This window comes from Streptomyces sp. NPDC043854 (assembly GCF_056436005.1).
On record NZ_JBWKDK010000047.1, the window covers coordinates 1 to 21,579 of the forward strand.

At 67.9% G+C, this 21,579-nt stretch carries 11 protein-coding genes and 2 pseudogenes; 2 read left to right on the forward strand and 11 right to left on the reverse strand.

What is annotated here, in order from left to right; translation table 11 throughout:
• Window positions 1–956: 956 nt before the first annotated feature.
• Window positions 957–8,264 (reverse strand): ricin-type beta-trefoil lectin domain protein, encoded by a 7,308-nt coding sequence (locus tag AC068A_RS29995; RefSeq protein WP_478589400.1) that lies wholly within the window; start codon window positions 8,262–8,264, stop codon window positions 957–959.
• 783 nt (window positions 8,265–9,047) lie between these two features.
• On the opposite strand from AC068A_RS29995, the gene AC068A_RS30000 reads away from it, so the two are divergent.
• Entirely contained in the window at window positions 9,048–12,059 is a 3,012-nt protein-coding gene (locus AC068A_RS30000; protein WP_478589401.1) for a DNRLRE domain-containing protein, read from the forward strand.
• A 354-nt stretch (window positions 12,060–12,413) separates the two neighbouring features.
• Here the strand turns inward: AC068A_RS30000 and AC068A_RS30005 are convergent, their stop codons facing one another.
• The 5 genes from AC068A_RS30005 to AC068A_RS30025 all read right to left on the reverse strand — a co-directional run bounded on the left by AC068A_RS30005 (window position 12,414) and on the right by AC068A_RS30025 (window position 16,375).
• A complete protein-coding gene (locus tag AC068A_RS30005) occupies window positions 12,414–12,926 on the reverse strand; it encodes an RICIN domain-containing protein (RefSeq protein ID WP_478589402.1) in 513 nt (170 codons plus the stop codon).
• A 291-nt stretch (window positions 12,927–13,217) separates the two neighbouring features.
• Window positions 13,218–13,769, reverse strand: coding sequence for a peptidoglycan-binding domain-containing protein (locus AC068A_RS30010; protein ID WP_478589403.1), 552 nt, complete (start codon window positions 13,767–13,769; stop codon window positions 13,218–13,220).
• A 470-nt stretch (window positions 13,770–14,239) separates the two neighbouring features.
• Complete coding sequence (locus AC068A_RS30015; RefSeq protein ID WP_478589404.1) at window positions 14,240–14,545, reverse strand: hypothetical protein; 306 nt, start codon at window positions 14,543–14,545, stop codon at window positions 14,240–14,242.
• 197 nt (window positions 14,546–14,742) lie between these two features.
• Complete coding sequence (locus tag AC068A_RS30020) at window positions 14,743–15,633, reverse strand: hypothetical protein (protein ID WP_478589405.1); 891 nt, start codon at window positions 15,631–15,633, stop codon at window positions 14,743–14,745.
• Window positions 15,634–15,991: 358 nt separating this feature from the next.
• Complete coding sequence (locus AC068A_RS30025) at window positions 15,992–16,375, reverse strand: hypothetical protein (protein WP_478589406.1); 384 nt, start codon at window positions 16,373–16,375, stop codon at window positions 15,992–15,994.
• 71 nt (window positions 16,376–16,446) lie between these two features.
• Between AC068A_RS30025 and AC068A_RS30030 the strand changes: the two are divergent.
• A pseudogene (locus AC068A_RS30030) lies at window positions 16,447–16,828 on the forward strand (transposase family protein); the annotation flags it as partial.
• Window positions 16,829–16,955: 127 nt separating this feature from the next.
• Here the strand turns inward: AC068A_RS30030 and AC068A_RS30035 are convergent.
• From AC068A_RS30035 to AC068A_RS30055, 5 genes and pseudogenes are all read right to left on the reverse strand, one after another.
• Window positions 16,956–17,909, reverse strand: a complete 954-nt coding sequence (locus tag AC068A_RS30035) for a hypothetical protein (RefSeq protein ID WP_478589407.1) — start codon at window positions 17,907–17,909, stop codon at window positions 16,956–16,958.
• Window positions 17,910–18,619: 710 nt separating this feature from the next.
• The gene (locus tag AC068A_RS30040) at window positions 18,620–18,859 is read right to left on the reverse strand and encodes a hypothetical protein (protein WP_478589408.1); all 240 of its coding nucleotides are present in this window, start codon (window positions 18,857–18,859) and stop codon (window positions 18,620–18,622) included.
• 33 nt (window positions 18,860–18,892) lie between these two features.
• Window positions 18,893–19,375: a DUF4253 domain-containing protein gene (locus AC068A_RS30045; protein ID WP_478589440.1), complete on the reverse strand. Its 483-nt coding sequence runs from the start codon at window positions 19,373–19,375 to the stop codon at window positions 18,893–18,895.
• Window positions 19,376–19,825: pseudogene (locus tag AC068A_RS30050) on the reverse strand (GOLPH3/VPS74 family protein); the annotation flags it as partial. It abuts the gene before it with no gap.
• 115 nt (window positions 19,826–19,940) lie between these two features.
• On the reverse strand, window positions 19,941–21,143 hold the full coding sequence (locus AC068A_RS30055) for a serpin family protein (protein WP_478589409.1): 1,203 nt from the start codon (window positions 21,141–21,143) through the stop codon (window positions 19,941–19,943).
• Window positions 21,144–21,579: the final 436 nt, after the last annotated feature.

Consider the following 21,579-nt stretch of genomic DNA (forward strand, 5'->3'; position numbering starts at 1 on the left):
GCTCTCTCTTCACGCCCCGCATCTCAACATGGACATGCCCACGAGGCGGTCCGGACCGCGATCAGTACCACGATCGAGCGATCACGAACCGAGGAAGATCGAACTTAACGCCCACTCACACGACCTGCAACACCCCAGCTCGCCAAGCCCGCGGTACCGCAACTGCCCACCCTTTCAACGACACCTGCTGCGGGCTGTTACCGGCGAAGCGGTCACCGAGGACGACATGACCGGCGTCAAGCCACAGACGCCGATGTCGCCGGGGAGTGGTTTCGAACCGCTCCCCGGCGACATTCTTGTGCGCCAGCCTCGGCAGCGCCGATCCGGACCGCCTGCAATAGCCGTCAGAAACTACCGGCCGTCGTTCCTGACGCTCCATTCGAGTCCCGCAGTCAGGACCTCAGAGAGGCTTGACGGGCGGATTTCCCAGTCCACCTGATCGGTCCAGAAATGGCCCGCAACACCCTTTTCGGAAATGACTGTAAATCCTGACAAGCATTCGTCACATTCCAAGCATAGGTGATGCACGTCCACGCGGATCACGAATGCGAGAAGCCCGTTATTGCACACTGCACATTCAAGCCAGGATTCGATCGGGACGTCCTTTGGGTAGCCTGTTATGAGTTGATTGCCGTTCCTGACTATGACGGCAACGCGGGCCAACAATCATGGCCATCCAGCGCCACGGGCGGCCGTCACGACCCTGGAGCCTGCATTATCTGCCGAGCATGCCGCAGAGCCCAATCCATAAATTCGACAGAAACTCCGTCGACTCTTGGACTGATACTTACTCTGGCATTCGACCACTCATCGGAAGTATTATACACAGCGAGAACGGCACCCACTTCCTCGGCATTGGAGTCAACAAACTCCAATACCCGCTCACCACTGACATCATCGATGTCGATGATCTGCACTCGACGTCCGTCGAATTCCTCATATCGCACGAGAACACCTTAGTCCAAGAATCCCGAGAAGGTGCCGTTCAGGTCGAACCTGGCCCCGAGCCCGTTCGGAAGGCGCACATCGAGCGTGTCCTGCCACACTCCCCCGACCCGGCCATGGCCAAGATGAGCGATCGAATCAGGGCTTGTCAGAATCTCATGAAGCATCGTCTGCCCTGCCTCATTCCAAGCAGCAGGATTCTGAGCACCAGTTGGCCTTGGCCAGTTAGGGCCGGTTCCAGCGCGATTGGCGTGCTTCTGCAGAGCGCGGCCAGCGAAAGACCATGCACCCTTGTCCGTAGCAGACCCGGATTGAGCCGCCTTATCAAGATCAATCAGGCCGCTTGGCCCAATTCCACAGTTGTGGACCAGGACGGGCTTCTTACCGGCGAGCACGTAGTACGTGTGGAGGTCGGCGACAGTGAGGTTGTGAACCGTGGCCTGCTGCGCTGCGTGGCGCTTGACCGCTGTTATCTGAACGTGGGTTCCGGCGCTGGTGCGGAGCCACTGGCCAGGCTGGAGGTCTGTGGCGTCGACCCACTTGGCGAGGTCCACTACCCAGAACGGGTGTTTGTCGGTGGCGGTTATGACTTCGGAGGCAGTGTCGGTTTCGCCGTTTGCGACCGTCACCTCGACGAGGTTTTTCCCTCCTTCACCGAGGATTGTGGCTGTGACGTCCCTGGTGACCGTTTCTCCGGTTTCGGGGTCGGTGGCGAGCACCTTGTCACCGGGTTCGAGCTTCTCGATCGGCCTGGTGGTGCCGTCTGCCATCAGGACCAGCGTTCCTGAGGTGAAGCTGTTCCCGATCGGACATGCGGCACCGCGTCCGCTCTTGGGTGCGGCCTTGGAGAGGAGCTGGCCGACTCCCTTGCCGATGGCCTTGCCTATTGCTGCGACGGCTGGGGCGGCCGCTGCGCCTGCTGCGCCGCCTGCTGCGCCCCATAGAGCGCCGCTGCCCATGTCCTTCAGGACGCCCATGGTGCTGTGGTCGGCGTTGGGGTCCATGAGGTTGGCCACGGCTGCGCCTGCGGCTCCTGCGATGGCCCCGCAGCCGGCTGCTGCGGCGAAGCCGATACCGCCAGTTGCCACGCCTGCTGCGCCCGCGGCGGCGAGGCAAGCCGTTCCGACGACGATCTCGGTGGTGATCGAGGCGATCACCACCCTGTTCTCGTACAGGAACTTCTTGGTGCTGTTGACCGTCTTGTTCCAGTTGCACTTCGAGAAGAAGCCGCAGCTCTTGGTCTTGTGGTCCCGCCCGTCCCTGTTTGAGGGGGTGTAGTTCGGGGCGTCCAGGCTGTCGCGTTCGTCGCTGCCGCCGCCTCCCCCGCCGATTGCGTCGTAGTTGCGCTCGTCGAGTGTGCCGCCGTTCGCGGAGCAGTTCGGGTGGTAGGCGCAGTTGTCGTCCTTGAGGCCCGTTGGGTCGGATCTCATGACGGGGTTGCCGCTGGCGTAGGTGTAGCCGTTCATCTGCATCGGGTCGGTGATGTCGATGATCGGGTCGACGCTGATGAAGCGGCCGGTGGTGGATTCGTATTCGCGGGCGCCGATGTGGGTCAGGCCCGTGCTGGTGTCGTCGACTCCTGTGCCGAGGAAGGTGCGGTTGCCGGGCCAGTTGCCGGGCTGGGCGCCGCGGGGGTTGCCGTAGGGGTCGGACTTGCGGCGGGTGACCTGCTGGTCGCCTGCCATGTCGACGGTGGTGGTGGCGGTGTTGTGGTGGTCGGCGAGCAGGACCGACAGGTTGTGGCCGGTGGTCTTGCCGTTGGTGCGGCGGACGGTGGTCGGGGCGCCGGGGCTGCTGTAGTAGCGGGCGGCGTCGACGGCCTGGCCGGCCAGGTTGACGGTGATCTCGGTTTCGCCGAGGTAGAGGGTCCGGGAGCTGCCAGTTTCCTCGATGAGGCGGTTTCCGTTGGCGTCGTAGAGGTAGCTGGTCGTGTTGTCGGCGAGCTTCCACTGCTGGTTTGCGGCGCCGCTGGCGCAGGTGTGGAAGATCAGGTCCGTGCCGTCGGTGGCGTTGCCTCCGGTGACGTCGAGGCAGGCCGTGGCAGCGGTGCTGTACAGGGACTTGTCACCGACGCGGTAGCTGAACTTCTGGTCGTCGGAGCCGTTGCAGGGAGCGAGGACGGCCTTGCCGTTCCTGGCGGTCAGGCACTTGCCCAGGGCCTGGACGGTGTCGCCGGTGAAGCGCCACTGCTGGGCCTTGGTCTGCTTGCAGGACATCAGCTGGACCGGGGTGTCGGCCGAGGGGTTTCCGTCCTCGGCGTCGAGGCACTTGCCGGACAGGCCGGTGACGGTGACAGCGCCGATGCCGGGGCTGGACGCCGATTTCAGCTTGTTGCGGCGGTCCCAGGTCAGGTCCTGCTTGTCGCCGCCGATGGTGCGGCTGGTGGTGTTGCCTGATGCGTCGTAGGTGTAGGTGGATATGGAGTTGACCGTCGATATGGACTCGGGCGTCGCGCCCCGCTTGCGGCTGGTCTTCTCCACCTTGGTCAGTGCGTGGGGCTGGGAGCCCTCGTAGCGGTAGGCGGTCTCGTCGTCCAGGGCCTTGTCGGTGAAATCGTGTTCGACGAGGCGGGTGCGGTTGCCGATGGAGTCGAAGCCGTACTCCTGCCAGAACCCGTCGTTGTCCGGTCCGGGGGCGACGTCGGCGAGCGTGGGGCTCGCGCACGTCTTGCCGGTCCAGGCGTGGGCGAGCTGGCCCATCGGGTTGTAGGCGTAGCACTCGCGGTCGGTGGTGCCGTCGCCGCGGGTGTCGGAGACGGCGGTGATGTTGCCCGCGATGTCGTACGTGTAGGAGACGTCGCTGATCCGGTTGGAGCCGGTCTTCTCGCGGTCGCTGGTGGACTGGGTGAGCATGCCGGTGCTCGGGTCGAACCTGTTGGTGGTCCACACGCGGTTCGGCGCGCTGCCGGAAGCGGTGCGCAGGACCTGCCCGAAGGAGCTGTAGACGGTTTCGGCGGTGTACCAGTTCAGGCCGGACATGCTCTGGGGCATGCCGTCGCGGTTGTAGCGGGTGATCAGTTTTTCGGCGGCCAGGCCGCCGGGGGTGGCGGGCAGGGTCGTGGATTGGACCTTGCCGGTCGGGGTGTAGGTGGTGGTGTAGGCGTAGGTGCCGGCGAGGCCTGTCGTGGCGGTGGTGTTCGGGATCGTGATCCGCGAGCCGGTGGGCCGGTACTCGCTGTCGTAGCCGGTGACCTCGGTCTTGTACTGGTTGGTGCCCTCGTGGCGGATGGATGCGACCGGCTTGCCCTTGCCGCCCGGAAGGGTGTCGAAGGTCCAGGAGGCGACGAGGGGTCCGGTCGGGGAGTCTTCGCGAAGCTGGGTGGCGCGGCCGAGTGCGTCGTAGACGGTGTGCTGGGTGCGGCCGCTGGAGTCCTTGGCCCAGATCTGCTGGTCGAGCTTGTCGAAGCCGAAGGAGGACGGGCCGGTGTCCGGGTCGGTGGAGGAGGTCATGCGGCCGCGGGCGTCGTAGGTGTACGTCCACTGGTTGCCGGCGGCGTCCTTGACCGCGGTCAGCTTGTTGCGGTGGTCGTAGGTGTACTCCGTCCTGTTCCAGGTGGTGCTGCCGACATCGGTCGACGTCGCGTATTCGACTGCGGAGGTGCGGCCCAGGGCGTCGGTCGAGGTCCTCGTGGCGCGGCTGCCCGCGAGGGGGCTCTCACCCTTGGCGTCCATCGCCGACCGGGTGAGGGTCGTGTCACCGGTGTATTGGGCCGTGGAGGAGTACTGCTCGTCGCCGTTGTGGAGCGTGGTGGTGCGGACCGGTCGGCCGAGGCCGTCGTAGGCCGCCTGTGTGGAGTTGGGAACGGCGGTCATCGACTCCGGCACGAAGATCTTCATCTCCGGGTCGCCGTCGGCGTGGTAGCCGTTGTCGGTCCGCCGGACCGCGCCTTGCGAGTTGTGGAAGGTGTCGGTGATCAGGCGGCCGCCGCCGGGAGCCTCGCCCTGGGTCTGACGGGGGCGGAGCAGTCCGTCGTAGATCGCGATGGTCTTGGTGTACGTGCCGTCGTCCTGCAGGGTTCCGCTGGAGACGACCGGGAGCTTGTCGGGGTCGATCTGGTAGCTGAAGGTGAAGGCGGCCTTGTCGGTGAGCTTCTGGGAGGGGGTCCACACGGCGGTGGAGCGGCCCAGTGCGTCGTACGCGGTTGTGGTCTTGCGCCCGTTGGCGTCGGTGTCCTCGAGCGGTGTGCCGCGGCCGGGGTCGAACTTGGTGGTGGTCGTGTGCCCGAGCGCGTTGGTGCCGGTCACGGAGTAGACCGGGCCGGTGGCCGGGCTGTAGGCCGTCGACACCGCGTTGCCGACGGCGTCGAGGACCTTGACCGGGCGGCCGAGCTGGTCGTATTCGGTGCGTGCGGTGGTGACCCAGCCGGTGCCGGCCTCGTCGTTGGTGTCGACCTGGCGGACGAGGCCCTTGGTGGGGGCGGTACCGAACGCGTCGAGGGCGTCGTAGGAGGTACGGGAGGCGGAGATCAGCGCGCCGGTGCCCGCCTGGGCGCAGTCGCCGGCAGTGGTGCGGATTTGCTGCGGCAGGCCGATCAGGTTGTTGGCGGGGTTGTGGACGTAGGTCGTGGTCGCGCAGGTCTGGCTGATGGTCTTCGGGCCGCTGCCGTCGGTTGCGGGTTCGATGGCGTCGGTCTGGACCTTGTTGATGAGGCCGTAGTCGGTCTCGCCCTGATTCGGCTCGTGGAAGTAGAGCGTGCGGACCGTCCGGGTGCCCTTGCTGGTGGTCTGGAGTGCGTCGGTGCGTGCGTTGCCGGAGCGGTAGGCCTTGAGGGCGGTCGTGCCGGGGCGGTCACGGGATGCGGTTTCCTGGCTCCAGGGCCAGGTCAGGGAGCGGGCGGCGATGCTGCCGCCGGCCTTGTGGTAGGTGATGGTCTCGAAGGCGCGGCCCTGGTAGTGGGGCAGGTCTTCGCCGAGGTCTTGGGTGCCGGTGGAGTCCTTGACCTTGATCTCTTCGCGGCCGGCGTCCTTGGACATGCCGCGGAAGTAGCGGTTACGGGTCTGGGACTGCTCGGCTGCCTCAGGGCCGGTGGCCTCGGTTGCTGCGCCCTTCGTCGTCTTCACGCTGGCGTAGCCGCGCCACTGGCTGTAGGTGCGCAGCTCGGGCTTGGTGAATTCGTCGTCTTCCTTGGCCCAGGCGGGGTCGCCCTCGTAGTCGTAGGCGGTGACCACATCGGCCTGGCGGGCGACGCGGTCCTTCTCGGTGACCTTTGTGACCAGGTACTTGTTGAACCAGGCGAGCGGCGGCTTCTCCAGGTCGCTGTCGGGGGACCAGTGGACGGGGAAGCAGAGGGTGTTGTTCTTGTCGGGTGCCGGATGGGGGTCGCCCACCTTGCACGGGGCGGAGTAGTCGACGGATATCTCGCCGCCCGTCTCGGTGCGGATGGTCTGCACGCGCAGCCGGTCGAACTCCGGTGTCTTCTCGTCAATGCTGGCGGCGACACGGTTGGGCATGTCGACGGCGTTGGCGATGAACGTCACCGGCGGAAGGGTCACGGCCGTCTGGTCGGGCTTGTTCCCGAATCCCGTTCGGGTGATGGAGTCCAGCCACAGCGGGGGATGCGAGTCGGTGCGCTGCTTGGGGAAGGTCTGGGCCAGTGACCACTGGTCGACCTTGGCCAGTGCCGTGGAGCCCTCGGTGCGCTGCGCGAGCGTGGTGACGGCGGTGAGGCGCTTGCGGGACCAGAAGGTGGGGGAGCCGATGTAGCAGTTCTCCGCGTCCTTCTTGCAGAACAGCGTGGCGGGGGTGTCCCACCACGCCTGCTTGTCGGCGTAGTTCTTGGACTGGAAGTTCGTGTCGACGCACTTGCTCTCATCCAGGCAGCGTTCGTCGACCTTGAAGTCGACCCGAGCGGCCGGAGCTGCCGCGAGGTTGTCCGCAGGCAGGCCGTACGAAATTTGGACGGGGTACCCGCCGCGGATGTAGATGCCGGACTTGTCGCTGAACTTCTGGTTTTTGGCGTAGCGGTTCTCTTCGCCGGCCCAGTCGATGATCATGGCGTTGCCGTGGAGGTCCTCGACGTAGTCGAGGTTCCAGCGCCAGGCCTGGTTGCAGGAGGAGTCGGCGAAGGCTGCCTTGTGGCAGGGCTCTCCGGGGTGGTTGCCGAAGACCGGCACGGTGAACACGGAGTTGGTGACGGTTGCCGTGGCGGAGTCGCCGAGGGCGTGGGTGCCGACGTTGTGCAGGCCGAAGTGGTAGCGCGTGCCGTCACGGGTGGTCAGGACCCAGTAGTCGCCGTTCTGCGTGCCGTTCGGCTTGTTGGCATCGGCCTTCATTTCGATTTTGGAGCCGTCGTCGGAGGCGGGGATCCACTGCCCCGTCTTGCCGTCGTGCACCAGTTCGGTGGTCGATCCGCCGAAGGACATCACCACGTTGTCGCCGGCCCAGCAGAGGTCCGACTTCTTCTTGTCCGTGGCGTTGTCGTTGTTGGGCGCGCCCTGTGTGGTGCTGCGGTCGTCGGCGCAGGAGCGGTAGCGCCGCTCGATGAAGCCGGGGTTGTAGTCCCAGCCGTCGCCGATCCAGGAGGCCTGGCCGTTGGCGACGGACGTCTTGCCGTCCACCGCCTGGGAGGAGTAGGAGAACGCGATCTTCGGGGACGGGCCGGCAGGAGGCGCCGGAACGGTGAGCGGGTAGGTCCAGGAGAACCCGCCGCCGCTGCCGCCCGCACTCCACGTGCCCGATGGGGACAGGGGCGTTGCCTTGTAGGTGCCGCCTGCGCCGGCGCCACCGTCGGTGGCGGCGAGGACGGTCGCTCCCCCACCGCCGCTGCCGCTGCTCAGGGCCATCGTGCGCATGCCCTGTACGGGTACGGAGGCCGGGTCGACCGTCGCTCGGACGGTTTTGGTCACCGGGTCGTTGGTGCTGGGGATGTCCGTGCCGATGGAGCACTCGGGAGGGGTCGGTATGTCGAGGACGCACTCGGGGTACTGCTTGATCTTCAGCCGGGTCGCCCACTCGTTGCCGAAGAGGTCCCTGAACTTCGTGTAGTCCAGCTGGACGTCGGCGGGTGCGGAGCCTTCCGCCGGGGGCGTGACCTTGATCAGGGCGCCGTCGATGTCGGCGGCCTCGGTCGCGGTGCGGGACAGGACGCCCACCGTCCAGGTACCCGAGGGTGCCGGAGGGGGTGTGGTGCCCTCCTCGGCCTTCACCTTGCCGATCTTGACCGGCAGGGTGCCGACCTGTACGTCGCCGCTGGTCGGCTGCAGTGTGACCTGACCGCTGGCGGCGCTCGGCGGCGTCTTCATGACCGCCTCGAAGCCCGCCGACGGCGGAGGCTGTCGGGGGTCCCAGCCTTGGAGTTTGGCGGCTGCGACCTTGTCCAACGCGGCTTTGAGGTCCGGTTGCAGGTCGGGTAGCTGTACGGCGGTGCGGCTGCCTGGTGGCGCCGCCCAAGCCTCTATCGGAAGCAGAGTCGTGACCAACAGGACGGCCAACGTGACGCCGGTGCGTCTGGCCAGGCGCGCGCGTCTCGCGCGGGCCTTCCTGCTTCCGGGCAGGCAGAAATTGTTCGCCGAGAACGGCGACATATGAACCCCCCACGAGCTGCCGCCGCGGTGATGCCACGCGGCCGGCAGAAAAACTGACAATGAGCCAGCTGATTCTGCGGCTCTGATGGCGGAAAATCTACGGTTCCCGCATTCCATGTGGGCTTTGTCACTTTAGCCGCGGAATACATTCACACAAAGAGCGCCAATCGGGCGCAATGGTGTGCCGGCCGAGCTGCAGTGCAGGTGAAGATGTCCGCGGGATGGTTCATGCTCTGCTGACGCTTCTTCACGCAAGAGGCAGGGACGGCGGATGCGCCTCCCGCAATTCCGGCAGAACGCCGAAAAGCATCAGTGAGCACCGAAGGCCGCCTCCGTATGCGCGCGGCCCGAGGGGGGAGAACGACGCTCGTGTCCGTCAGTGATTCGTCCGTGGACGAAAGCCTGCCAACAGCGGCTGGAAGTAAAGAAGTTGAGGCGCCGCCGCCACGTCGCTGGTTCAGGCGCCGACGGGCCTGGGGAGGCCTTGCCGCTCTCCTGGCCCTGGCTGTCGCACTGCCTGTCGGCGTGCATGTGGTCGGCGAGGGAACGCCTCAGAAGCGCCCGGACGAGGATGCGTCCGTGGCCGCACCGGAGGCACGTCGCCTGGCCGAACGCACGGGCAAGGAGGTCGAGGTCACGGCCGCGCGCACCGCGAACACCACGACCTGGGCGCAGCCCGATGGGCTGTACCGCAAGAAGGTGTACGCCTCCGCGATCCGGGCGAAGGTCGACGGTCAGTGGAAGCCGATCGACACCCGTCTGGAGCGGGTGGAGGGCGGTTTCGCACCGAAGGCCGTCAACGAGCGCGTCGTGTTCAGCGCCGGCACGAAGCGGGCCTCCCGCGCGGTGTCCCGGGCATCTCTGAACCTGACCCAGGACACACCCGCCGAGACCTGGACCGAGCTGGTGCGGTTGTACACCGACGGGCACGAGCTGGTCGTCGGCTGGCCCGGAGTACTCCCCGAACCCGTCATCGACGGGTCGCGGGCGCTGTACGAGAACGTCCGGCCCGGCATCGACCTGGTGCTGACAGCGCAGGACGGCGGCTACTCGCACGTTCTGGTGATCAAGGACAGGCAGGCCGCAGCCGACCCCCTGCTGGGTGAACTCAAGTACCGGCTGTCCTCTCCCGACCTGGCCTTCCGCCTCGATGCCGAGTCCGGGGCCGTCAGCGCCCGCAACGAGGCCGGCGAGGAGGTCGCGGGGTCGCCGTCGCCGCTGATGTGGGATTCGTCCGGCAAGATCGCCACCACCGACAACGGCCCCGCCTGGAAGCCGTCGGAGGCAGCCCGGCAGCACCCCACGCTGGGACTGGCCGGCCTGGGGGGTGCGGAGGGCGCCCGCATGAAGGTCGCCAAGGCCGCTCTCGCCGAGAACACCCTCTCCCTCACACCGGACAGCTCTCTGCTGAACGCTCCCGAGACGGTGTATCCGGTCTTCCTCGACCCCTCCTTCAAGGGGCACAAGCACGCCTGGACCCTCCTCTACAAGACGGAGGGCAATTCCAGCTTCTACAACGGGCAGAACTACAACGCCAGCGGCACGAACGAAGCGCGCGTGGGGTACGAATCCACCACCGGCGGCACGTCCCGTTCCATCTTCAACTTCGACTTCGGCACCGAACTCCACGGCACCGCGATCAAGCGCGCCGCCGTGTACGCGCTGCAGACCTACTCCTGGTCGTGTGACCGCAAGGCGATGGACATCTACTCGACGCCCTACATCACGTCGTCGAGCACCTGGAACAACACGGCCTCCTACTGGACCCGGAAGGTGGCCACCGAGACCGCCGGCTACGGCTACAACAGCTCCTGCCCCGACAACTGGGTCGCCCCGGACATCACCGGCCTCGTCGCCGACGCGGCGAACAGCCGGTGGGGCGCGCTCTCCCTCGGCTTCGCCGCCCCGAACGAGTCGGACTCGTACTACTGGAAGAAGCTCCTCGCCAACGGCGAGTACGCCCCCTACCTCGACATCACATACACCACGCCGCCGGACGTCCCGATCGCGGCGAACATGAGCACCTACCCGGGCGGCCCCTGCGTGACCACCGGCCCGGGCACCAGCATCGGAAAGACGAACATCACCTTCCAGGTCAAGGGCAACGACCGCGACGGCCTCCCCAACCTCAACCAACTGCAGATCGAGGTGTGGGACGCCGAGAGCGGACAGCCGATCCACAACCAGTGGATCCCCGTCAACAGCGACGGCGTGGTCACCAGCGAAATCCCCATGGGAAGGTTCACTTCCGGCAGGAAGTACTACTGGCTCTCCCGCGCGGTCGACTATGACGGCGTCGGCTCGCCCGGCAGCGGCCCCCTGGACTCCGGTGGCGGCGGCTGGTGCACCTTCACCGTCGACCACGTCGTCCCGCCGGCCCCGGGCGTGAGCTCGACCGACTTCCCCGGCGCCAACCGCGACAACAATCCCGCGCCCACGTGGAGCATCAACCCGGCCGGCACCAAGGACCAGGTGATCAAGCTGCTGGGCAACGGGGCCGCGGCCGCAGACATCCGCGAGTACCAGTGGAGCCTGAACCGCCCCGCGTGGGACCAGAAGGCCGCACCGGCAGCCGACGGCACCGCCGAGCTCAAGCTCCAGGTCAACACGGCCGGCCCCAACGTCCTCTACGCCCGCACCGTCACCAAGTCGGGCAACATCTCCCCGCAGACCGAGTACCTCTTCTACGTCACCCCCGGCGCCGTCCAGGACACGCCCGGCGACGTCACCGGCGACGGCCACCCCGACCTCCTGGCCGTCGACAGCCAGGGCAACCTGCGCACCTACGCGGGCGACGACCGCGGCGACACCGACGCCTACATCCCCGGCGCCGTCAAGGACGGCATGACCATCGCACCCGGCTACTGGAAGGACGCAGGCGGCAGGCGGGCCCTGATCGCCCACTCCACCGACTGGTACCCGGGCGACGGCATCACCGACCTCATCGCCCGCATGCCCGACGACGGCAAGCTCTACGTCTACCCCGGCACCGGCACCGGACAGTTCGACGTCGGCCGCCGCCTGCAGGTCCTCCTCCCCGCGAACGCACCCGACCCCGCAACCTTCCGGCAGATCGTGGCCACCGAGGACATCACCGGAGACGGCCTGGCCGACATGTTCGCCCTCGACACCGCAGGCGGCTTCTGGTTCTTCAACGGCTGGACCGGCGCGAGCTTCACCTCCTACAAGAAACTCGCAGCCGTCTGGGCCCCCCGCGACATCGTCGGGGTCCGCGACATCTCCGGCGACAACATCCCCGACCTGCTGTACCGGGACGACGCCAACGCCAGCCGCGGACTCGTCCTGCGCAAGGGCAAGGCCGGAACGAACGGCGGCGTCGACATCACCTCCCTGCAGTCCGCCGCCAACGCCGAAGGCGGCCAGGACTACACCTACGCCACCACGTCCTGGAGCAGGGCCGAACGCCCCATGATCCTCGGAACACCGGACACGAACGGCGACGGCATCCCCGATGTCTGGGCCACCGGCACCGACGCCAGCCAGTTCCTCTTCCTGGGCTCGCGGACAGCGATCGGGGGCGCGAGCGGCCGCGACGAGGACGGCTGGAACACCTTCCTCACCATCGGCTGACCCGACACCACGGCTCGGCCGGGCCCAAACCCGGCCGAGCCGCCACACACCCAACACCAACAGACACCACAGGGCCTGGCAACGCGGCACAACCGCGGCCGGTACAGCCACTGACACCACAGCACGCGCGACGGCGACACGGACTCCGAGCCAGCCGCCGGCCGACGGCCGCTCAAGTACCGACACCACAGACCCAGCTCAACCAACGCAACCCTCGCCGTCGCCGGCTCCAACGGCCCGCCGATGAAGCCGACGGACCGTCACGAAAGATCGAGGTTAACCTGAACACACCCAGGTCAAAGGGCCAGCCCAGGCACTGCATCAATGGCCCGTCATAGTGGTGGTGGGGATTGTTCAGTTACCGGCGGGGAGGCGGTTCCATCGAGAGGCGTAGCCGACGCTGCCCCACGTACCGTCCTGCCAAACGCGGGCGCCGTTCGCCTTGCTGTTGCCCTTGATCGTCAGGTCCCTGGCGCTGCCGCCATTCACTACCCGGCCGTTCGTACCCCAACCCCAGATCTGGCCCTTGACGTTGGGCTTGCAGTCCCACTGCTGAGCCCGTGCGTAGTCGGCTTTGCTGGAGTTCTCGATTTCCAGACACTTTCCGCTGGCCTTGTTGATGAGCTTGAAGTAGACATGCTCCCTGTCGATCCATGAGACGCGCCACTTCGCCGCGTTCTGGCCGTTGCAGCTCCACTGCTGGGCAGGCGCACCATTGGCTCTGCTGCCGTCCGCGATCTCAAGACAACGGCCGCTGTGGCCGTTCACCAGTAGGAACCAGGTGTCCGCGTGACTTACGGACGGGGTCATCAGGACAATGGCAGCGCCTGAGGCAGCCACGGCGGCCAGCTTCGTGCTGATCTTCAAAATGTTCCCCCAGATGTGATGTTTCCGCTTGCGTGAAAGCGACTGGTCCGTTCACGTCAGCATCAAGATGATCTTCATGCTAACAACCCTGCTGCCCCGCCGACACTGCTTGACCCGGGGACGTCGAGGCGGCAATTCCCCCGCAATCGCGAGAGCGCGCCGAGCTCTGCGGGACCGTCCGCCCCGGACGGTCCATGTATCTGCTGCGCCGGAACACCACGGCGAGCCGCAGCCCATGAGGTGCGGACTCGCGGGGTTGCGGGTGGTGATCAGCCTGGGTCGGAACTGCCCTCAGCAGCCACCCATCGAGTTGTAGTCGGCTACGACGCGCACACCCGGCGCTTTGTAGAAGCTGTAGCGGCCCGTCGCGTTGTCGCGCTCGAAGCTCATCCGGTACGCCAGGCTGATCTCGGCGTCGTACTCGACGCCAGTCCACGTGCCGGCCCAAGCGTATTCGCTCAGCCAGCTGGACGCCTTGCCGAACGTCTTCGGGCCGACGACGCCATCAGCCTGTGACGCGCCGAGGTACTTCGCCTGCCACTTCCGGGTGGCCTCGGCCGTGCGCGGGCCGAATTTGCAGTCGATGTCCGACGCGTTCAGGAACCCGTCGTTGTAGAGAATGGCCTGCCAGACACCCGTCGCTCCGCTGTTGGCGTGCTGGGTCGTGGAGAGAAGGCCCTCATCGGCCCAGTCGTCGGTGACGGCCCCGGACCCGGTGATGTAGCCCTGGGCGCTGTCGGCTTGCGCCGCCGTTGTGGTTGTGACAACGCTTCCCAGCGCCAGCGCGGCAGCGGCGACCGCCACGGCCCTGTACCTGACCCGCGGCATGGAAATGCTGCTCATACAAATCCCTTTCCATCGGCAAGCCCCCACTCTGGCGTCCGTGCAGGCCAGCGCCCATCCGCGCACGCACTCATCCTGCGCCTGGGTACGTGTACTCAGGCCCGATCCGACGTCCACCCGGGACAAGATGGCTGCCCTCGCGCGCCGCCGCGACCTGCCAGCCCTCCTCGACCGGCACGTCCCCTTTGGCCCCGACCAGGCCGCGGTCCGCCTCGGCATCCGCAGGACCGTGGTGGGCAAGGTGGAAAGCGGGTGGGCGGGACGCGCTGCTGTCCCGTCCGCGGGGCCGGCGCACAGGTGAGCATTAGGTTTAGCTCTTGGCCATGCCATCGGGCGCTCCCCGGGGCGGGCTGGCTACGAATCCCCATGCACACCGGACACAGGCCGCCCTGGGCGCGGCAGCTTCGGGCGGGCGGCCCGGAATCGGACGGCTGCGACGCCGAGCCATCCGAAACCTGCAGGTGTGCCGGTCAGCGCGCGCAGTGCTCTTCCGGTGGATCGTGCTCGGGCCGCAGACCGAGCATGTCCAACAGCGCTCTCAGGTCCGCGGCCCCGGTGGCACGGGAAGCCACAGCGCGGCGCGCGGCGTCCCGGTCCACCGAGCCCGCCACGGCCAGCAGTGCCGACTCGCAGCCGACGAAGGGGTCCTCCATCCGACCGATGCCACCACAGGCCGATCCCGTCCGCAGCTGCGGCTGCTCCATCCGCCCCTTGCGCTCGCGTTTGCGGGGCCGGGAGACGGCCGCCGGCACCGCACCCGCGCACCGTCCGCCCACATGGCCGACACTGCGGTCACATCCAGGGCGTTCAGATGCCCAAGTGATGGGCCCTTTTCGTCGCGCGGAGCGGAGCATCGGCCGGTCCCTTCATGAAGGGACCACACCAGGAACCGGCGCCCGCGGCAGCGTGGATCGACCACGGCGATGACCGTACAGCGGCGCAGCAGGGACGTGACGCTGGCCTTCCGTGCCGGTCATGGCGGTGGTGAGGCGTTCAGTCGCCGAATTGCTGCCTCGGCACGCTTGCGGGCCTGCCGTGCTGCCTGCGCTGCCTCCCGGTGCCGCCTGGCGGCGGCCCGCTCCTCCTTGTCGGCGGCCGCCGAGCGTGCGCGGAGGTCGGCAAGCTGTTCGCGAAGGTCCGCTGCGTTCGCCTGTGCCGTGCTGAGACTGGCTGTGGCCTCGGCCAGCGCGGTCTGGGTCTGGGCTTCGGCGATCCGGGCAGCCTCGGCCTCGCGCTCGGCGGCTTCCCGGCGGGCGTGCCGGGCACGAGCCTGGTCGTCATACGGCTTCTGCTTTGCCTGCTTTGCCGGCGCGGGCGGTTCTTCTGCCTGAGGGCAGGCCGGGGGATGTTGGGGCTCCTTCGGCGGGCGGGCGCCGGGAGCGGGTTCGAGTCCGGTGAATCCGTCGGTGGGAGCGGGTGCCGTGGCCAGGTGTCCGGCCATCCAATCGGTGGCGGCGTCGGGGTCGGTGAGCAGGTCGTGGAGGAGCTGTTCGAGCTGTCGCAGGACGGGGTCGGTGATGCGTTCGCCCGCGGCGGTGGCGAGGCCGGCGGCTTCGCGGGCGAGTGCGGTGATGACCTGGTGCTGCTGGTGGGAGAGCGTGCGCAGTTGGGCGCCGTCGAGGTTGCGGTGCGCGCGCTGCAGCTCGCCGCCCAGTTTGATGAGGGATTCGGCCTCTTGGGGGTGGGTGCGGGCGAGGAGGTTCGCCGCCCATACGGCGAGGGTCGGTTTCCGGAGTGCGGTGATCCGGTGCGCGGTGGCGGCGTCCTTGTCCCGGCGGGCCTGGGCGGCGTACGCGTCGCGGGCCGCGATGAACTCCGCCGGCGGCAGCCCGTACAGCTCCGCGATCACCGCGTCCACGTCCATAACCCCCCACCATGCGCCTGTCGGGAGGCGTTTCGCGGTCAGGCACGCTGCGGGCCGTCGCCATCGCCGCCGCCCGCACCACCTGCTCGCCCACAGCGTCGACGTTGGCGTGGCACCGCAGGTGAAGGGTGGTGCAGGCGATGGCCGGGCCGGTGTGGACGCCTGCGGTTACGCACGGAGCAGCCCTCCGTCGTTCTCCTTGATCGGTTGAATGTCCGTAGATACCCACCGGAGCCGTGAAGGCCTGGGCCACGGACCGGGCCACAATGGAGAACACCGGATCCAGCATGTCATGCAGCATCCGCACGAGAACCTGCCAAAGGGCTGTCCCGTAAGTGGGTTCCGTGGTTGGTGGGCTTCAGAGGAAGGCCAGCGGGACGTCCTTCTCGATGCAGAGCCGCAGGACGCCCGCCAGCTGGCGGGCGTCCTCGATGTGCTGCTGGAGGAGCTGGTCACCTTCCTCCCGTGCCCACTGGTCGGTGATCGCCTCCAGCCGGACCAGAATCGACGCGCACTCGGCGGGCGAGAGGTCGTCACCGCCGGCATCTGGATGATCGAGGAGTGGCTCAAGAGCGGTGGACACCTCGCTCCACGGGCGCTCGCCGCCGAAGCCCCACATCTCGGAGAGGACGAACCCCTCGGCCTCGGCCAGGCACCGCCGGAACGCGGCAAAGCCGCTGTAGGACCAGGAGACATCCGGACTGCTGTTGTCTCCATCGCCCGGGAAAAGAACCAGCCCCATGTGCCCTCCTGCTTGCCGAGCTCACAGGATCGAGGACACAGGTCAGCCTCGGCAACTGGGATGATCTTGGTGTGGCTGGTGTGATCACGGCGGCGGAGCCCTCCTGGATAGCCCCCTTCACCGGGCTGAGCCCGCGGCAGTTCGGCCAGCTGGTGACGGTTCTGCGGCACGAGGGTGCGGAGGCGGTCCGCAAGGGCTGGCCATGGGAGCCTTCCGCTGGAGGAGCGGGCACTTCTGGTCGCGGCTTACTGGTGCACGAACCTGACGATGCGGGAGCTTGCTTCGCTGTTCGGGGTTTCGAAGTCGGCTGCGGATCGCATCATCGACCACCTCGGGCCGATGCCCGCTCTCCGCTCCCGCAAGCGGTTCGCCAAGGACACCGTCCTCATCGTGGACGGCACCCTGGTCCCCACCCGCAACCACACCATCGCCGCCCAGTCGAAGAACTACAGGTTGGCTGCGTAGGTGAGACGTGGGAACGAATGCCGGTGAGCCTCGGCAACGTTTCCAGCCCGACAGGGCACGGAATGTCGGTCAGAAACAGAAACGACGGGATGCCACAGGCCTAACGGCACGGGGTTCAGCAGTCGTAGCGATGGGTGTAGGGGGTGTCCGGGCAGTTGCGGCAGACGAAGAAGTACATACCGCCGAGGTCGCCCAGGTCCATGTGGTGTCCGAATGTGTCGAGGGCGGCGGGGTCCGCCTCGGCTCGCCAGGACGGGGTCGCGGCCTGGTCCTGGCTGGGGCTCCGCTCGTCCAGGGGGAGCCAACGGCCCATGCCCGCCTCGGTCGCGGTGATGCTGAGCAGGTGCTCCATGCGCGTGCCGCAGCCCGCGCAGTCAGGCCAGTTCGGCGGCTGGGTCCAGCTCGGATAGCCGCCGACCTTGCTCTGCTGGGTGGTGGCCACCTCGAAGTAGCCGAAGCCGCGTTCCTCCTGCAGGGCCTCGAAACGCTCGCCGAGCCGCTCGCTGAGTCCGTCAGGCAGGTCCCAGTTCGGGTATTCCACGGCTGGTGTGGGAGACACCGTGCACGGCCGGGGCAGGTAGTCCTCCTCCGCGGTATGCGGGAGGGGCGGTTGCCCGTCAGCGGCGTCGGCGGCCGTCAGTGCCGTGCTGCGCCAGTGGAGACGCGGGTTGGCCGCGTACTCGTCGTCCTCGTGCACGAGCGGGCACCACAGGATCTGCAACAGGTCGGTGCCGACAGGGAAGACGAGGTCGGGCACATCCCGTGCATACAGCTGGACCACCGGAACCATCGCGACCGGCTCGGGCCCGACGGGCGCGTCGAGCGGCTTGTAGTGGTCCGGTTCGGCGCACATCGGCCAGGGCTCACCGGCCGGCCACAGCAGGGGCCCGCCGATGGAGCTGTCGCCGGGGCCCGGCCGCCCGGCCCGCGGGTAGAGGAGGGTGACCGTGCGCGCCGTACCGGCAAGCTCCGGAAAGACCGACTCGACATCGAAGGGGATCGGCGCCAACAGGCGCGGCCCGGCCGACCGGGCCTGAGGGGTGTCCTGCTGTATGTGCCCTGACGGCATGAGGTCTCCTGCTGCTGATGCTCGTACGCCTCCGACCTTAGCCCCCGCATCCGACAGCGGTTCTGTCCACGCCTCCCGCGGTCCTGCATCCCGCCCTTGGGGCGACGGGATACGCTCCAGCTTCGAGAAGCCTGATGCCATCTGGGCAGACATGCCGCTTCTGACAGCATCACGGGTCGCCGCCGGCAGATCCCCCCTGGCGTTGGCCAGGACCTGGGACCTCTTCCTGCAGTACACAAGCAGGGGCCCGACGCAAGCACCGAAGCGTTCCTAAATCTCAGCGACATCATTTTCACGTCGCGAGAAGCGTTCTCGCCGCCGAGCAACAGACGTTCCCGCGACTGACCAACAAAGCCACAGCGGCGAAGCTCACGCCGATTCGGGCGGCAACGGAACGAGAAGACAATGCGATCCCCCTGGGACATGTACTGGTCAAGGGACTACACGGGGTACGCGCCACGGCCGCTCACAGCCCGCACACCATCACCTGCTGGATCCTCAGGCGCCGGGCGGTGGAGTAGCCAGAGGACACGGGGCAACCGCCCCACACCAGCGCTTCAAACGATGGCCGTGGCCGGCGACCGGGAACGGCTTGAAGACGCGGCGGACGTTCTCCGGCTCTTGTGCCGGGACTTCGCCATCAGCATCAGCAGCCTCGCCGAGGAGCGGCAGGGACGAGTCCGGGACTCGTACAGGTCTTTGCAGGCCGGTCAGAAGGCGCGTGGTCCGTTCTCGGTGGCCCGCATCTGCTCGACCGAAATCGGCTTGCCGTCGTGGACGGTCTGGCAGGCGTACTTGGTGCGCACATCGAGCGGCACCAGCACGGCCTTGGGGAGGTCGGTACAGCGGACCTCGCTGGGGTTGCTGTTGCCGTAGAGCAGCCTGGGACGCGGCTGTTCACGAGTGCCGCTGACCAGGGGCTCACGAAGCGCTTGAAGATCGCTTCCCACGGTGCGAGTGATCGTTTCCCAGGCGGGGACGGATCAGTCCCACCAGAAGTCCCAGCTGTGGGCTCCGGTGATCCGCTCGGCGTACGCGGTCAGCGTGTTCGGTCGGCTGCCCTGCCAGACGTTGTCCGGGCAGAAGGCGAAGTGCTCGGCCGCGACCAGGAGGGCGTCTTCCTCGTTCATCGGTGGCGCGGCGACGCTGAGGTGCAGGGTGGAGAAGCCGGCCGCGATGACACGGGCGCCGAATCGGTGCTCCCAGTCGCGGATGACCGCAGAGAACTTGGCGGTGTCGTTGTCGTAGTTGAGGGGGCCGCACCAGCCTGCAACCGTGAGGGCCTCGGAGCCAGATGCGGCCGCGACCAGTCCCAGCCGGGACTGCGGACGGTCGGTGAGAAACGCCTGAGCGTACTCGGCTGCCAGTTCGTCGGGGTCGGTCGCGGCCGACCGGGCGGGAGCGATGCCGGGCCAGTCCTGCCCGAAGGGGGCCGTTACGGCGAGGCGCCTTTTGGCGCAGAGCATGTCGTCGTCTTCATCGATGGCGGTGTACGTCGCCCACCATTCCTCGAGAAGACCAGCCGGGTCGTGGCTCGCCGGAGAAGACATCCGCTCGGGCATGAGCTCGCCCGATAAGGGCAGCAGGGCGCGGCGCCCCCGCGTCAGCTGGCCGGCCTCCTCCAGGGCGGCCTGGTACGTCGCCGAGAGGTCCCGGCCGCGGCGCCACAGCCAGTCCTCGACCCGCTCGTACGGCACCTGCCGGGTGAGCATCGCGGCCGCCGCGGCCAGGAGGGGGTCGTGCGGTTCGCTCTCGGCGCCCGGCACGATGCGGTCGCCGTCCAGGGACGCGGCCTGTGCGCCGAGAAGGTCGATCAGCTCGGCGCCCGCGAGCGCCAGCGACAGGTCGCCCTGTCCGACGGGGCGGTCCGGCTCCTGGTCCATGACGATGATGAACAGATCCTTGGCCGTGCTCATGAATGCTTCCCATCAAGGTCGGCGGAAGGCGGCTCCGCACATCGCCTTCCCGTAGTAGCGCCAACGCCCGCCACGGCGTCCGGGTTCCCCGATCCGCCCGATCCACTCCTGCAGCTCACCAGTCGTCCTCCCCGTCGTACTCGGGTGCCGGCGAGGGGTCCGTGACCCAGCCCGCGGTCAGTACGAGCCGGGTGTGGCGGTGCAGGGCGAGGAAGGCGAAGGGACGGTCGAAGGCGGCGCTGATCATGGTGGTGACGTAGCGGAGGTCGGGGATGCCCGCGCCGACCACTCCGAACGCCGTGACGGCGGCGGCCTCGAAACCCTGCGCGCCGAACTTCGCCATGGTGTTCTGCCGGGCCGACCCGATGGCGAGCGGGAAGGCGCTGATGCCGGGGAAGTGCCCGCGCGAGGTGTCCTGTGCCGTGGTGAGCCCGAACACTTCGTGCAGCTTCAGCAGATCGTGGCTCGCGTGCATGTCGTACGCCGCGGTCTTGACGTACAGCGACGGCGGCTCGGGCCGTGTGCAGCGCACCTTGCGCACCTGCAGGCCGGGGCCCGGGTTCCCGTAGGGCAGCCGCGGTCCCGGGACGACCGCACATCGGCCGGCGAGGATGTCCACCCCTGCCCTCAGCACGTGTGCTGGCTGCATGCCCTCCTCGCCGAGCAGCAGGTGCACGTCCAGGGCATGGGTTCCCAGCACCTTGAGCTCGGTGACGTGTCCGCCGGGTGTCTCCGCCACCCCCACCCGGTCCAGCACGGCGCTTCGGCGCGACAGGCCCAGACGCGGCGTGGTGGCCCAGGGCTCGTACGCCGTCTCCAGCTCCGTCTCGTGGAAGGGGCTGAGCCACTGCGTGCGCAGGGTCAGCGCGCTCGCCAGCACCATCTGCGTGTCCTCGGTCAGCGTGACCGGCATACGGTCGATCAGCCCACCGGTCCGTTTCGCCGTCCAGGCATCCAGCGCCCTCTGGTCGGCCGCCGCGTCGCCGGTGAGCACCCCGTGGGCGTCGGCCGGCAGGCCCGCCGCCCATTCCTGCCTCAGCTCCAGCGTGCGCTTCGTCCACAGTCCCAAGGCCGTGTCCAGTCCCCGCACGGCGCCCATCACTGCGAGCAACTCGCGGGCGGCGGTTGCCGCTTGCCCGGCGGGGAGCCCGAGGGCCTCCGCCAGCTCGGCCCGCGCCGTGCCCTCGGCGCCGTCAGCCAGGTGGGCCAGCAAGGGCCACACCCCCGCTGCCGAGAACACCGTTCCGCCCTCCGGGGCACCGGCCCATCGCGCGGTCAATGCGTTCACCGCGCGGACCGTCGCCGTCGCGACTCCCATCCCACCCCCATCGCCGGCGCGATCATGACGCAGCCCACCGTATGTCAGTTCGGCGTCGCCGCCTCGTCGTCAAACCCACGGTGTACGCGGCCGCGTTCGGTCCTGCGGTCGGGGTGGGGGCGGTGCTGCGACGTCGCAGGCCGGCGCCGACCGCGGGCGGTGGCGCCGGTGAGTTCAACCCCCGGTTGGACGACGCCTCGGGCGGGTGCCTCTACGCTGCGGGGATGCAGGCAGGCATAGGGCGGATACATGTCGACCCGCTGGTGATCGGCGGCCTGCTGGGGTGTGTCATGGCCGTCGTGACCGTCGTGTACGGACGGCAAGGGTACACCGTGCAGTACCAGGGCGAGGGCCGGCCGTCCTTCGGTCTGTTCGCCATCGCCCTCAGTCTGGCGGTGAACCTTCCTCGGGCGCTGCGGGGACGAGCGCCGGTGCT

What these genes read in the sequence shown, in the direction of transcription:
- AC068A_RS30010 (WP_478589403.1), bottom strand. Translation starts at nt 13,769, where the DNA reads ATGAGCAGCATTTCCATGCCGCGGGTCAGGTACAGGGCCGTGGCGGTC.
- AC068A_RS30020 (WP_478589405.1), bottom strand. Translation starts at nt 15,633, where the DNA reads ATGGACGTGGACGCGGTGATCGCGGAGCTGTACGGGCTGCCGCCGGCG.
- AC068A_RS30025 (WP_478589406.1), bottom strand. Translation starts at nt 16,375, where the DNA reads ATGGGGCTGGTTCTTTTCCCGGGCGATGGAGACAACAGCAGTCCGGAT.
- AC068A_RS30035 (WP_478589407.1), bottom strand. Translation starts at nt 17,909, where the DNA reads ATGCCGTCAGGGCACATACAGCAGGACACCCCTCAGGCCCGGTCGGCC.
- AC068A_RS30045 (WP_478589440.1), bottom strand. Translation starts at nt 19,375, where the DNA reads ATGCTCTGCGCCAAAAGGCGCCTCGCCGTAACGGCCCCCTTCGGGCAG.
- AC068A_RS30055 (WP_478589409.1), bottom strand. Translation starts at nt 21,143, where the DNA reads ATGGGAGTCGCGACGGCGACGGTCCGCGCGGTGAACGCATTGACCGCG.